Source organism: Marisediminitalea aggregata (assembly GCF_900129565.1).
Classification (GTDB): Bacteria; Pseudomonadota; Gammaproteobacteria; order Enterobacterales; family Alteromonadaceae; genus Alteromonas; species Alteromonas aggregata.
In genome coordinates this window covers 760,777-774,576 of the sequence record NZ_FQWD01000001.1, presented here as the reverse complement: position 1 = coordinate 774,576, position 13,800 = coordinate 760,777, and the positions used below count along the sequence as shown (strand labels likewise).

General features: G+C 49.6%; 16 protein-coding genes. 14 read left to right on the top strand and 2 right to left on the bottom strand.

Annotated elements, in window-relative coordinates; genetic code table 11:
* Window positions 1–23 precede the first annotated feature (23 nt).
* Complete coding sequence (locus BUB81_RS03325; RefSeq protein ID WP_073318109.1) at window positions 24–434, bottom strand: DUF2177 family protein; 411 nt, start codon at window positions 432–434, stop codon at window positions 24–26.
* Window positions 435–742: 308 nt separating this feature from the next.
* On the opposite strand from BUB81_RS03325, the gene BUB81_RS03320 reads away from it, so the two are divergent.
* From BUB81_RS03320 to BUB81_RS03265, 12 genes are all read left to right on the top strand, one after another.
* Window positions 743–1,291, top strand: a complete 549-nt coding sequence (locus tag BUB81_RS03320; RefSeq protein ID WP_139241485.1) for a hypothetical protein — start codon at window positions 743–745, stop codon at window positions 1,289–1,291.
* On the top strand, window positions 1,284–2,705 hold the full coding sequence (locus BUB81_RS03315; protein WP_073318105.1) for a PepSY-associated TM helix domain-containing protein: 1,422 nt from the start codon (window positions 1,284–1,286) through the stop codon (window positions 2,703–2,705). The genes BUB81_RS03320 and BUB81_RS03315 overlap by 8 nt, the downstream gene beginning before the upstream one ends.
* A gap of 166 nt (window positions 2,706–2,871) precedes the next feature.
* On the top strand, window positions 2,872–4,179 hold the full coding sequence (locus tag BUB81_RS03310; RefSeq protein ID WP_139241484.1) for a GGDEF domain-containing protein: 1,308 nt from the start codon (window positions 2,872–2,874) through the stop codon (window positions 4,177–4,179).
* A gap of 17 nt (window positions 4,180–4,196) precedes the next feature.
* Window positions 4,197–4,526 (top strand): antibiotic biosynthesis monooxygenase family protein, encoded by a 330-nt coding sequence (locus BUB81_RS03305; protein ID WP_073318100.1) that lies wholly within the window; start codon window positions 4,197–4,199, stop codon window positions 4,524–4,526.
* Window positions 4,527–4,668: 142 nt separating this feature from the next.
* Window positions 4,669–5,652 carry an alpha/beta hydrolase gene (locus BUB81_RS03300; protein WP_073318099.1) on the top strand — a complete coding sequence of 328 codons (984 nt, stop codon included), beginning with the start codon at window positions 4,669–4,671 and terminating at the stop codon, window positions 5,650–5,652.
* Window positions 5,653–5,727: 75 nt separating this feature from the next.
* The gene (gene tmpT, locus BUB81_RS03295) at window positions 5,728–6,363 is read left to right on the top strand and encodes a thiopurine S-methyltransferase (RefSeq protein ID WP_073318097.1); all 636 of its coding nucleotides are present in this window, start codon (window positions 5,728–5,730) and stop codon (window positions 6,361–6,363) included.
* Complete coding sequence (locus tag BUB81_RS03290; RefSeq protein WP_073318093.1) at window positions 6,360–6,887, top strand: YcxB family protein; 528 nt, start codon at window positions 6,360–6,362, stop codon at window positions 6,885–6,887. Before tmpT ends, BUB81_RS03290 begins: the two co-directional genes overlap by 4 nt.
* 95 nt (window positions 6,888–6,982) lie before the next feature.
* Window positions 6,983–7,606: a transcriptional repressor LexA gene (lexA, locus tag BUB81_RS03285; protein WP_073318090.1), complete on the top strand. Its 624-nt coding sequence runs from the start codon at window positions 6,983–6,985 to the stop codon at window positions 7,604–7,606.
* Window positions 7,607–8,033: 427 nt separating this feature from the next.
* Window positions 8,034–9,155, top strand: a complete 1,122-nt coding sequence (gene coxB, locus BUB81_RS03280) for a cytochrome c oxidase subunit II (protein ID WP_245819116.1) — start codon at window positions 8,034–8,036, stop codon at window positions 9,153–9,155.
* 9 nt (window positions 9,156–9,164) lie between these two features.
* Window positions 9,165–10,778: a cytochrome c oxidase subunit I gene (gene ctaD, locus BUB81_RS03275; protein WP_073318087.1), complete on the top strand. Its 1,614-nt coding sequence runs from the start codon at window positions 9,165–9,167 to the stop codon at window positions 10,776–10,778.
* Between the two features lie 10 nt (window positions 10,779–10,788).
* Complete coding sequence (locus BUB81_RS03270) at window positions 10,789–11,364, top strand: cytochrome c oxidase assembly protein (protein WP_073318084.1); 576 nt, start codon at window positions 10,789–10,791, stop codon at window positions 11,362–11,364.
* Window positions 11,365–11,381: 17 nt separating this feature from the next.
* The gene (locus tag BUB81_RS03265; protein ID WP_073318081.1) at window positions 11,382–12,263 is read left to right on the top strand and encodes a cytochrome c oxidase subunit 3; all 882 of its coding nucleotides are present in this window, start codon (window positions 11,382–11,384) and stop codon (window positions 12,261–12,263) included.
* Between the two features lie 3 nt (window positions 12,264–12,266).
* On the opposite strand, the gene BUB81_RS03260 is transcribed toward BUB81_RS03265, so the two are convergent.
* The gene (locus BUB81_RS03260) at window positions 12,267–12,476 is read right to left on the bottom strand and encodes a DUF2909 domain-containing protein (protein ID WP_073318078.1); all 210 of its coding nucleotides are present in this window, start codon (window positions 12,474–12,476) and stop codon (window positions 12,267–12,269) included.
* On the opposite strand from BUB81_RS03260, the gene BUB81_RS03255 reads away from it, so the two are divergent.
* Window positions 12,475–13,254 carry an SURF1 family protein gene (locus tag BUB81_RS03255; protein WP_073318075.1) on the top strand — a complete coding sequence of 260 codons (780 nt, stop codon included), beginning with the start codon at window positions 12,475–12,477 and terminating at the stop codon, window positions 13,252–13,254. The two genes, BUB81_RS03260 and BUB81_RS03255, sit on opposite strands and share 2 nt — an antisense overlap.
* On the top strand, window positions 13,220–13,792 hold the full coding sequence (locus tag BUB81_RS03250; protein ID WP_245819105.1) for a hypothetical protein: 573 nt from the start codon (window positions 13,220–13,222) through the stop codon (window positions 13,790–13,792). The genes BUB81_RS03255 and BUB81_RS03250 overlap by 35 nt, the downstream gene beginning before the upstream one ends.
* Window positions 13,793–13,800: the final 8 nt, after the last annotated feature.

Below are 13,800 nucleotides of genomic sequence, written 5' to 3'. Positions count from 1 at the left end.
GGTCGGCGCGCGAACGCTATCTGTCAGGAGTCAGTGTAGCGAAATGTCATGGCGCCGGATATGCTTACCAGGGCTGTTGCCGTTGTACCCCACATCCAGTCAATCAGCGTAATGGGCATTGGCCAGTCGGCGATAATTGAATAGCAGGTAAGGTTGTACGCCCCGTAAGCCGCGGCCCCTAGTACTGCACCACGAACAAAAGCGGTCAAGCGGTAACGCTGGCTAGGGATCACTGCCAGATACAGAATGGCGCCGCAATACCCCAAGTAAAACAGAACCCATGGCCAGACTATAAACTGGTCTCTCAGCAGGCCAGATAAGCTATACGTGTACAGGTTTTTTGCAACCAAACCGAGCCAAATTCCATCTAAAACAGCAAAGGTCAGTAACATTACGCCATACGCCATTAAAAAGCGCTGAGAAGGCTTGTTCATCCAACATTCCTTATTTGAGCCGAGGCAAGATTGTGTAGAAAGTATTCACTGAGTGAATTGACTGGCAAATCTTTATCAGAATATAGCCAAAATACCTGATTATTGGGAGATTTTAAACGGTTAGTGTCGTTGAATGTTCGGTAAATGTAAATTATTATCGTTACTGTTTTTGTCTGGTGAGTCAAGGTGTGTATGGCTGGTGTAAGTAAACTACGCGCTCTCCGATTTTGAGCTGGCACCAGTTGGCCAGTGTTACCGATGTACATCACGCCACCACCGTATTGTGTTCACAGGTCTATAGAGAATTTATGACTACAACGATTATCATATCCAGCGCGCTCACCGTGCTGGCGTGCTATGCCATTTATCTTGGTTGGGCAACACAAAAACGGCGCTGGGCCTATGCGGGCTGGACGGGAATACTGCTCAGCATCGTGACCTGGTGTTTAGCGCTAGGGGTTGAGTTTGGCGCGTTGATTGGATTGTCTTTACCCGCCATCGCAGTGTGGATTGGCATTGCCCGGCATGCTAAGTCTGAAAAAGTAAAATCAGTGATCATCAAGCCGCAACATATATGGCGCTGGCAGGGCAAGACCGTTGTACAGCAAGTCTGGCACATACTGTTTGTTCTGCTAATCCAACTGTTTGCATTCAGTGTGATTGTGGTTGCAGCGATGTATCAACTGCCGGTCTCGGAGCCCAAGCAAATGGCAACGGGGGCTATTTTGTTGCCGTTGGTTTGGGGCGTCTTTGCGTATTGGTACATGATGTCTGAACGCAAAGTTTGGCATGTGGTTGCGCTGGTTGCCTCGGCAGCGATTGCCGGACTGTATTTATTTGGAGTAACCCATGGCTAAATCCCCTGTCTCGCAAAGTCTGAGTAAACGTTCGCTGGCTTCTCATGCCTGGTTGGGGTTGGTAGTCAGCGGGTTTATGTACCTGATCTGTTTGTCTGGCACCATTGCCGTGCTGCACCTTGAATTTGAACGTTGGGAGCAGCCGTATGTTGAAGAGACCACTGCGTTTTCAATTGAACAAGTAGAAAAAGCCTACACGCAGTTTACCGAGCAGTATGATAATGACACGCATCACTACTACTTTGTGTTCCCCGGCTCAGGTATTCCCCGGTTAGTAATGGAGGACGACAACAACGCACACTTTGTGGATGCGGAAGGGAATCTGGGGGCAAAAGAATCGGTAACCTGGACCCGCATGCTGGGCGACCTGCATATGTTTCTGCACTTGCCCATGTCGTTTGGCATGATTGTAGTGAGTGCCTTTGGCGCATTGCTGTGCGCACTCATTGTGTCTGGCCTGTTGGCGCATCCGCGTATTGTAAAAGATGCATTTCGTTTCAGAGCCGGCGGTGATGGCCTGAAAAGCAATATTGATTTACACAACCGACTGAGTGTTTGGGGTACGCCTTTTCACCTAATGATTGCCATAACGGGTGCGTACTTCGGCTTAGCCGGCATTTTGGTAACTATTATTTCCCAGGCATTTTACGACGGGGATGATCAGGCGGTTTACGACAAGGTATTTGCCCCCGAGCCCGTACTGGAACAAGCGGTTGTTCGGCCTGAAATTGGCAAAGCAATGACGGACTTGTTTACCCGGATTGATCCGGAAAATCTGATATTTTTCACGATCCACGAACCAGATTCGCCCCAACAGTTCATTGAGTTTTACGTGAGGACCCCCGCCCATTTTACGTATTCTGAAAATTACCGCTACAACACGTCCGGCGAATTTCTGGAAACCGCAGGCTATTTAGGAGACGATGGTGGCAAGCAGATCCTATGGTCTGTATACCGGCTTCACTTCGGTGATTTTCTTGGCATGCCAGGTAAAGTCCTGTTTGTTGTGCTGGGCATGATGCTCACCATCATTTCAGCAACCGGTATGAATATTTGGCTGAAAAAGCGTAAAACACAGGATGCCCTGAACCGCCTCTGGCCCGGATTAGTATGGGGAACACCGAATGCACTGGTTGTCAGTGCCATGGGGTATTTCGCCTTTGGGTTGTCGCCAACAGTGTGTTTTTGGGTCGCGTTATTGGGGATTACCGTGGCAGCGCTGAAAGCCACAACGCAGGAACGGGTTACCCGTTACTTGAAGTATGTCTTTACCCTGGTAACCTGCGCCTTCCTCATTGTGTACTTTGTTGAATTCGGGCCTGCAGCGCTGAACTTTGCGGCACTACAAATTAACGTGCCTTTGTTACTCGTTGCGATATGGACTGGTTATTCTGCTCGCAAGCAGCAAGATTAATAACATACTGCCTGCGCGATAGCGCAGGCAACTTTCCATCATTCAGCAGAATTGGTTTCCTGCGAATTTGACAAACTTTCAACGTTAGGCAAGAGTTACCCGATAATCGTTTTTTGTTTAAGGTTGGCAAATACACATTTTTCGTGTGTTTGTTTATTGTCAAAATATGAATGATCAACCGTCGCATCGCACAGATAAAACCTACTCCTTTGGTCTGTACCGCTTTCTGATTGTATCCACTCTCAGTGCCATTGCTGCTTTGTTAGGTCATCAGTTACTGCCGGAAAAAACGCTACAGCTACTTCCTTATTATATCCATGACAGTTATGTTTTTTATGACGGGCAGGCTGGCGGCGCAACGCGAGCAAACTGGCAGTCACAGCAGGACCTGAGCTTCTTTTGCGATGCTCCCTCGGTTAGCAACAATAGTTATTGTGGTGCGAGCTTAAAAGTTAAGCCACCTGAAGCTGCCAAAGACTATGCTGATTACAGGACCGCAACGTTTAGTCTGCGTTACAGTGGGCCAAATGAAAGGCTGCGGGTCAAGCTGCACGCATATGTACCGCCACAAAACCCCGAAAGCGCAAACGAGATACTAACGGGGCTTGATTACATAGTCGCAAAACAGACGCTGGACGAGCAATTCACTATTCCTGTTAATGCATGGCACGTGTCAGATCCGGATTTGTATTCGGGAGAACATGGTGCTGTGCAACTTGACGTGGTATTCGATATTGTCCCACCGCTACAGACTGGGCAACATGCCTTGCAAGTCAGCCAGATTACGCTGCGCGGAGACTGGTTGCCCGTAACCTACTGGTATGGTGTGGTGGGTGTTGTCTGGCTGATGTTCAACATCGTGTTTCTCGGTAAGCTGCTAAAAGTCCAGCAAGCCCGTATTATGAATGATGCTAACAGGCTTTCTCAGCTCACGCACTTTTCCAGTCATTTAAAAGAAGAGTCTGAACACTATAAAACGTTATCGAGTCATGACCCACTCACGGGGGCGCTGAATCGAAGCGGTTTTGCACAGGAGTTTCGGCATTTGTTTCCGGACAATCGTTTGAAGATGAACTCCGCTTTACTCGTGATAGACTTAGACCACTTCAAGCAGGTAAATGATACACACGGGCATGATGTGGGTGACAAAGTGTTGCAGTGTTGTGCCGAAACCTTGTTTAAAAATGTACGTCTGAATGATCGTTTGGTGCGCTGGGGAGGAGAAGAGTTTATTCTATTGTGTGTGGATACCAGTCTTCAGCAAGCGCAGCTCATTGCCGAGAAAATCAGAGCAATGATCGAAGAGATGAAGATTGATGCCGAGCAACAGTCTCTGTCGGTGACGGCAAGCATTGGCGTTGCAGTTTCTCATCATTTAGAAGATTTTGATGGGCTGTTTCAACGTGCAGACAAAGCCTTGTATAGTGCTAAGGAACTTGGCCGTAATTGTGTGGTGTTGGCAGATAATACGTAATTCAAAGGGAAGTGAAGATGTACATCGTGATGTTTGAATTTGTGGTCAAGCCGGGTAAAACCGAGGCCTTTCTGGCGGCATGGCCAAAAGTAACCCAGGGGATTTACCTGTTTAAGGGTAGTCTGGGCTCACGGCTGCATAAATCCGATGAGGGTAAGTGGATTGCTTACGCACAATGGCCCAGTAAGCAAGTCTACGAACAGGCTGCCAGTATCTCTATGAGTGAAGATTACGAAGCACAGCGTGCAGCGATGCACGATGCCCTGAATCTGGAGGACACCAAGACCCTCTATCAAATGGACGTTGAGGTCGATTACCTTCAGCGCAGACCTTTCGCCGTAGCATAGCCACAAAATACCCGGCAAATTTGCTGAATCGGCGCTACAATTCAAAGCGCTGATACAGTGAAACTCAACATAACCAGGCAAGGATGTCATACCTTATTTGCAGTGGTATAGCGCCTGATACAACAGTACCAAGGAGGCGACTATGCTTTTTGCAACCAACCGCACCCCGAAGGGGTCATCCCGCACCAAAGTAAACCGTAAAATTGCGTTTGACCGTCAGGTTACCCGACCAGGCTCTGATATGTATTTTTGTGAGCGCTTGGGGAAAAATGACTACCGGGAAGTAGGCAGCAAAACGTTTTTTCAACGGTTAAAAGAACTGGATAGTGACACTCAAATACTGCTTTATATTCATGGTTTTAATAACAATATGGAACCGGAAATTTTCGAGCGGGCTGAGGATCTACAGCGCCTGATCAATCAAGGCAAAAACAAAAAACTGGCTTTGGTTGTGCCGTTGATCTGGCCGTGTGACGACGACCCAATTATCAGTGTGCTCGACGACTACTGGGACGACCAGAAGGCCGCAGATTTCAGTGCTAATGCGTTTTCGAGAATGTTGTCGAAATTCGATACCTGGCGCAAAGCCGAGGCTGCCAGACCAGAGCCGTGCATGCGGCGCATTAACGTGCTGGCTCATTCCATGGGTAACCGGGTGCTGCGCAATGCCATCCACTACTGGGGCCGCAATGATCACGCCGGAATGGTGCCGCTCCTGTTCAGAAATGTATTCATGGTGGCTGCAGATGTGGTGAATCACTGCCTTGAACCTGGACGAAGCGGTGCATTGTTACCCAGAGTCACCAGAAACTTAGTGGTGTATTTCGCGAATGATGATCTCGCGATGCCGGCCAGCAAAGTGGCCAATCTGAAAAACCGCCAGCTATCCAAACGTCTTGGTATGACGGGGGTAGAAGAACTGAGTAAGGTGCCCAGGAACGTTTACGAGGTAGACTGCGACAACTTCAACAACACGTTTGATAAGCCGAAAGGACACAGTTATTTTACTGAAGTCAAAGGGGTTATCAGTCCGGCATTACAGCATATGATGGAGGCCATGGACGGAGGTCGGGTACAGCCGGCATTACGCACGCATGTACTGGACAACCCTTTCAAAAAACAATAACAATGCAATGAGCAGGTATGCCTGGAGGATAACCCCAGGTATAACCTAATCGCAATTTGCGCAGTAGGAGGCGGCATGCAGCATGCGTTTTGGCACGACAAATGGGAGCGGGGGGAAATTGGTTTCCACCAAAAAGACATCAATGCGTTTTTAGTTCGATTTGCTGAAACTGCTGGTCTAACCGACGGCAAGCGCGTGTTAGTGCCATTGTGCGGTAAATCTCAGGATATGACCTGGTTGTTGCAACGGGGTTGTGAGGTGATAGGCGTTGAGCTGAATGAATCTGCTGTTCAACAGTACTTTGCTGAATTGGGTATTACGCCTACGGTGTCTGACGTTGATGATTTTACTTGTTACCAGGCCCCCGATATTACACTGTATTGTGGCGACATCTTATCGATAACCCCCAAATTACTGGGTGACATAGACGGAGTTTATGATCGTGCTGCGCTGGTGGCCTTGCCCGAGGACATGCGCCGTGCCTACGTTAAGACGTTGAAAGCCGCGGCCCCAAAAGCACAACACCTGCTAATCACATTTGAGTATGATCAGGCACTGCACAGCGGCCCGCCTTTTTCGGTAACAGAAGCCGAATTAATTGAGCTCTATGGCAGTGAAAGGCTGCAGCCAGGACTGGCGAGTGAACCACTTGAAGGCGGCTTGAAAGGCAAAGTACCGGCAGTAGAGTCGGCGTGGCTGGTGAATAAATGACAGCGCGTATTTCTACCATAGAAACCTTTATTACGCGTGCGGACTTGGTGAGATTCAATGTATGGTTTCTTGCCACGGCGCCGTTTACCTACAAATACATGCTGTGTATCGCCCTGGGCGTTCTGAGTTACCTGGTGTATGACCGCGGCATGCCGGATGATGTCGTTGTCTGGATGGTGATGGTTACAGGGTCATTATTGACCGGATTTGTGGCAACACTGGTCTATTTTCTCTGGTGTATTGCGACAGTACTCATGGTATCCAAAGTATCGAATGGGATATTGGGAAAGCACGAATACCAGTGCCAGCAAGACGGCCTGTTTGAAAAAACCATAGCCAATGAAACACTGCATAAGTGGGGCGCGCTGGGGCATGTTCGGCAGGTCGGATCGCTTTTATTGCTGCAGGTGTCAGGCTATCAGTATCACGTATTTCCCCGCCATAGCTTCGAGAATCAAGCACAGATGGATGCGTTCAGGCAACAGTTGCTCAATCAGGTGAACCAAGCAAAGCAACTGGCATAAACTGCCGTCTAACGCAGAATTTATACAAAACCCGGTTGTCATTTGTGTAAACCTGTATATACTCACAGTTAACTGTATGGAAAAACAGGCTGTTTATGCGTCCATTAACTCCCCGACAACAAGAAGTACTCGACCTCATTAAGTCAACCATGACGGATACCGGCATGCCGCCAACGCGTGCTGAGATTGCCCGTGAACTGGGATTCCGCTCCGCAAACGCAGCGGAGGAGCACTTAAAAGCGCTGGCCAAAAAGGGTGTGATCGATATTCTGCCGGGCACATCCCGCGGGATTAAATTAAATATTCCGTTGGACGATGAAGCCGAAGAAGAAGGCCTGCCGTTGATTGGCCGGGTTGCTGCGGGTGAACCCATTCTTGCGCAGGAACACGTTGAAATGCATTACAAAGTGGATCCCGCTTTGTTTCATCCAAAAGCCGACTTCTTGCTGCGCGTTAATGGCATGAGTATGAAGGATATTGGCATTTTGGACGGTGACTTGCTGGCCGTTCATCGCACAACCGATGTGCACAATGGTCAGGTGGTTGTCGCGCGTGTCGACGAAGACGTTACCGTAAAGCGCCTTGAAAAGCGTGGGCGTGAAGTGTTGCTACACGCTGAAAATGAAGAGTTTTCACCTATTAAGGTCGATCTTGCTAATCAGCCCTTCAACATCGAAGGTATCGCGGTAGGTGTCATTCGGAACGCAGACTGGATGTAAAGAACTGCACCATAATAACGCATTTAAAAACCGGCTTAGCGCCGGTTTTTTTGTATTTGAAGGGCATAATCCTATCAAACCGCTCTTTTACCTTGCTAAATCTCTCTCATCGCCATCAATTTTAGTTAATAAACACTCACTCACATGAATGCAGTATTTTTTGCCTGATTGGACGAAAAATAGCCAGTAATCCAGATTTTAGCGAAAAAGGACTGGACGCAAAACACACAATGAGTAATTCTTATACAGTGCTTAACAAATAAATAACATAAGAAGCACAAAATATTAAAAGGCTAGTTCAAAAAACAACCATAAAGGGCCTGGAAGCTTATTCTCGCAATGGGGCGTTCTGTGAGACGCTGGCGGGCCTTAACGGAGGTGTTGAGTGAAGCAACTCGAGAGATGCGTACTGAAAGCCTGTACTGCATTGGTTCTGTTAGTAGTCGGAACGACAGCGATTGCTGCGGGAAGTAACGACGTATCGTCATTAAATTTACGACGCGGCGCGACGGAAATCAGTGGACAGGTATACGATCTCCACATGCTGATGTTCTCTATTTGCGTAGGGATAGCAGTAGTGGTGTTCGGAGTCATGTTTGTTTCTATGTACCTGCACAGAAAATCCCGCGGTGCCAAACCCGCGAATTTTCATGAAAACGTGAAGGTGGAAATTGCCTGGACGGTAATTCCTTTTCTCATTCTTATATTCATGGCAGTGCCTGCCGCGAAAACCCTGATAGCCATGGAAGATACCACGGAAGCGGATCTTACGGTGCTGGTTACCGGGTCGCAGTGGAAGTGGCACTACAAGTACATGGATCGTGAGGTGGAGTATTACTCCCTGCTCGCCACACAGCGTGAACAAATCAATAACCGCTACAACAAAGGCGAAAACTATTTGCTCGAGGTTGACCGTCCACTGGTGATCCCAACCGGGCAAAAAGTCCGTTTCCTGATCACTTCTGACGACGTTATCCACTCCTGGTGGGTTCCTGATTTTGCGGTGAAGAAAGACGCAAACCCCGGTTTTATTAATGAAGCCTGGACCAAGGTTGACGAGCCGGGCATTTACCGCGGCCAGTGCGCTGAGCTATGCGGTAAGGACCACGGATTTATGCCTGTGGTCGTTATAGCCAAAGAGCCTGCTGACTACGAGGCGTGGGTGAGTGAGCAAGAATCTATTCAGCGCCAAGCACGCGAGGAAGAGCAACGTTTGCTGGCGATGAGCATGAGCAAAGAAGAGCTCATGTCTGAAGGCGAGCGCGTCTACAACGCCGCGTGTGCCGCCTGTCATATGCCAAACGGTGAAGGTTTACCCGGTGTGTTCCCTGCCCTCAAAGGAAGCGTGCTGGCTACCCAGAATGACCCCACCGCACATATCGAGATTGTGTTAAACGGTAAAACCGGTACCGCAATGCAAGCGTTCGGCAAAATGCTCAGTCTGAAAGAAATTGCAGCAGTAGTGACTTACGAGCGTAACGCCTGGGGTAATAACACGGGCCAGTTAATTCAACCCAAAGACGTCAATGCCGTCGCAACGGGTCAATAGGAGCGGATCATGAGTAAAGCAACCGACATTGTCAGCCCTGATCACGCAGCGGCAGACCATGATGATCATCACGATCATCACATACCCAAAGGCTTAATGCGTTGGGTTCTTACCACTAACCACAAAGACATTGGTACTTTGTACCTGTGGTTCGCCTTCATCATGTTTTTAACCGGTGGTGCAATGGCGATGGTGATTCGGGCTGAATTGTTCCAGCCAGGATTACAAATTGTCGACCCTAACTTCTTCAACCAGATGACCACGGTTCACGGGTTAATCATGGTATTCGGTGCAGTGATGCCCGCCTTTACCGGGCTGGCCAACTGGCTGGTGCCAATGATGATTGGTGCACCGGATATGGCGCTGCCACGCATGAACAACTGGAGCTTCTGGATCCTGCCATTTGCCTTCAGCATTTTGTTGGCATCACTGTTCCTTGAAGGCGGCGGTCCGGCTTTCGGCTGGACCTTCTACGCGCCGCTTTCAACGACCTACAGTGGTGACAGTACCGCATTGTTTGTGTTCTCGGTGCACATCATGGGTATCTCTTCCATTATGGGGGCCATTAACGTGATTGTGACCATCTTCAACATGCGTGCGCCTGGCATGACATGGATGAAGATGCCGCTGTTTGTGTGGACCTGGCTGATCACGGCGTTCTTGTTGATTGCCGTTATGCCGGTGCTCGCAGGGGCCGTTACCATGGTGTTAACCGACAAGTTCTTTGGTACCAGTTTCTTCGACGCCGCAGGCGGTGGTGATCCGGTAATGTTCCAGCACATCTTCTGGTTCTTCGGACACCCTGAGGTGTACATCATGATACTGCCCGCGTTTGGTATTATTTCGCAGATTGTACCTACCTTTGCGCGTAAGCCGCTGTTTGGTTATGCCTCCATGGTCTATGCCACAGCTTCAATTGCACTGCTGAGCTTTATTGTGTGGGCCCACCACATGTTCACAACTGGTATGCCGGTGGCCGCTGAAATGTTCTTTATGTTCGCCACCATGCTTATATCGGTGCCAACCGGGGTAAAAGTCTTTAACTGGGTGGCCACGATGTGGCGAGGGTCCATGACCTTTGAAATCCCCATGATGTTCGCACTTGCCTTTATTGTGCTGTTTACCATTGGCGGGCTTTCGGGATTAATGCTGGCCATCACGCCGGTAGATTTCCAGTACCACGATACTTACTTTGTGGTGGCGCACTTCCATTACGTGTTAGTAACGGGGGCGGTGTTCTCCATTATGGCGGCGGTGTATTACTGGCTACCGAAATGGACTGGCCGCATGTTTGATATCACGCTCGCCAAATGGCACTTCTGGTGTTCGCTGATCTCGGTCAATCTGCTGTTCTTCCCCATGCACTTTGTTGGATTGGCGGGTATGCCGCGTCGTATTCCGGACTATGCGTTGCAGTTTGCCGACTTCAACAAGTGGATCAGTATCGGCGGTTTTGCGTTTGGGTTGTCTCAGCTGATCTTCCTGTGGGTGATGATCAAAGCTTGCCGTAAACAGGGTGAGCCGGTCAGCAGTCAGGTGTGGGAAGGCGCTGAAGGTCTGGAGTGGGAAATTCCGTCGCCAGCACCTTACCATTCGTTTGAAACACCACCTGTAGTGAAATAGGCAGAACGTTATGGCAACGACTTCCCACACCGCACTGGTAGGAAAGTTAGTCCTGGTCGTGGTGGCTATGTTTGGATTTGGTTTTGCACTTGTGCCGTTGTATGACGTGTTTTGCGACATTACCGGCATCAACGGCAAAACCAACGAAACCGCCGCCACGGTATATGCTGGTGAGGTTGAAGAATCCCGCACGGTAACGGTGGAATTCATTACCCGCACACATACAGGTATGCCATGGGAGTTTCGGGCTCAGACGCACAGGGTAAAAGTACACCCTGGCGAACTAAACACCGTGGAGTTTTATGTCAGGAATCCGGCTTCAAAAGGCATGGTGGCACAGGCAATTCCGTCTGTGACACCGGGTCAGGCTGCGCTGTTTCTGAATAAAACAGAGTGTTTTTGCTTTAACAGTCAACCGCTCAATGCGGGGGCGGAAGCACTCATGCCCATGCGGTTTTACGTTGACCCGCAAATTCCGGACGACATTCATTTTTTCACTGTGCAGTACACGCTATTTGACGTGACCGGCGGCAACGACGGTGACAAAAAAACTAACCCTTTCCTGACCTCGTTTGTTGAGAACTGAGGTCGAAGGAGAACACTATGCAACATCAAGAGTATCAAAAGTACTATGTTCCTGCGCAAAGCGTGTGGCCCATTGTGGGCGCGGTTGCGCTGTTTTTGATTGCCGTCGGTGCCGGCAACTTTGTCATTGAAACTACGCGCGGCGAGAGTGGCTACGGCGACAACATTCTGGCTGTGGGGATTGTGGTGTTACTGGTCATGCTATTTGGCTGGTTCCGCGATCAAATCAATGAATCGATGAGCGGACTTTACAGCGACCAGCTGGGTCGTTCCTACCGTCAGGGGATGAGCTGGTTTATCTTCTCTGAAGTCATGTTCTTCGCGGCCTTTTTTGGCGCGTTGTTTTACGCCAGAGTAATTGCGCTGCCCTGGCTATCGGGGGAGTCAAACAACGCCATGACCAACGAAGTGTTGTGGCCGGGCTTTGAGGCTATGTGGCCATTGATTGAAACGCCGGGAGGCGTAAGCACGACCGCTATGAGTTGGTCTGGTCTGCCTACCATCAATACAGTGATCCTGCTTATTTCGTCAGTCACCCTGCACTTCGCGCATGTGGGTCTGGAACAAGGCAAACGCAAGCAGCTCACCGCCATGTTAGGGATAACTATCCTGCTGGGATGTGGCTTCCTGTTTTTACAGGTTGAAGAATATGTGCACGCTTATCGGGATCTGGGCCTGACCCTGCAATCCGGTATCTATGGCAACACTTTCTTCTTGTTAACCGGTTTCCACGGCATGCACGTAACGCTGGGGACCATCATACTGATGGTGCTGTTCCTGCGCGTGCTGAAGGGGCACTTTACCCACGACAACCACTTCGCCTTTCAGGCCGGCAGCTGGTACTGGCATTTCGTAGACGTGGTGTGGGTCATGCTCTACGTGTTTGTTTACGTCCTGTAAGCGTTAATACGGGCGCGGGTTAGGTGTAATGAGACCGGTAGAAATTGCCAGCAAAATGATCACCACAATGAGTGCTGACGTCATTACCCTGCGCCCAATGTATTTGCTCATGGGTTGGTGTTTCGGGCTGTTGCCTAACATGGCTTTCATCGCCAGGAACAGGTTAAACACCATAAACAGCAACAATCCAACAATGACGATTTTGACTAACATGCAACTTACTCCTGCCAACGACAAATCCGAGCGCGTATCAGGGTCATCCTGGCCGGTTTTGGCAACCCTCATTACCCTGGTGGCGGTAGCCGTCATGGTGTCATTGGGTTGTTGGCAGCTTGCGCGTATGGATCAGAAACAACAACGTTTACACAGCATAGCGCAAAAAGAGGCACAGGCGCCAATGCAGGTGTTTGAGGCGTTACAATCGTTTAGTGAAGTCCGGGATGTGCCGGTGCGGTTTGTGGGTCAGGTCGATGCTACGCGAGTCATTTTGCTAGATAACCAAATTTACCAGGGAAAACCCGGTTACGGTGTTATTGTGCCGGTTCGCTCGGAAGGCCAACAGTTCCTAACCAACCTCGGGTGGGTTGCAGCACCCAGCCAACGAGACCAACTCCCGGTTATTCAGCTTCCTTCACAGCCCGTTACGGTTGATGGGGTCATTTCTGTACCGGGCAACAACCGATTAATTTCCGAAACCGCAACGCAGTTCAATACATTTCCGTTGCGACTGCAGCAAATTGATATAGCAAAGCTCAATCTTCAATGGGGCACATCCATGCCCAATATTCTCGTACAGCGAATAGCGTCCACGCCGGACCTAGCCGGGTTCACACCCAACTGGCAGGCGGTGGTAATGCCACCTGAAAAGCATCTTGGTTATGCGATTCAATGGTTTGGCCTGGCACTTGCCGCTGTCGTTATCTTTTTTTCAGTGTTACTGCGGAGAGTAAAAAATAATGACAACCATGGTACAAACACAAGAAAGACCTAAGCGCTCCCTTCTAATTATTTTTGCGGTATTTGTATTGCCTGTTGTGCTTGCCAAACTGGCGCTTGACGGGAACTGGTTTGAACGCGGTGCAACTAACCGGGGTGAATTATTACAACCGGTCGTGTCATTAACTAGCATGTTGGACCAACAGGCGCCGAGCTGGCGAGTGATGTATGTCGTCCCCGCTACCTGCAACGCCGAATGTGAAAATGCATTGTATGCCATTCAACAGGTGTGGATTGCGTTGGGTAAAGAGTCTGATCGAGCCAGGCCTGCCGTATTTATGGCACCTGACAGCGACCCCGGTGCCGCAGCGGTACTGGCTGAATACACCCATATCGAAGCGCTGGCTGTGTCGGAAGAGCAGGCAAGCACGTTAAACAAAAGCGCATTGGCTAACCATCTATTTATTGTGGATACTCAGGGCAATGCCATGCTGCGTTACCCGGTTTATGCCTTACGCCAGGATGCCGTGATGGGCAGCCGGGATGTACTGGCTGATCTACGTAAGCTCCTGAAACTCTCACGTATTGGTTAAGGAGTGGT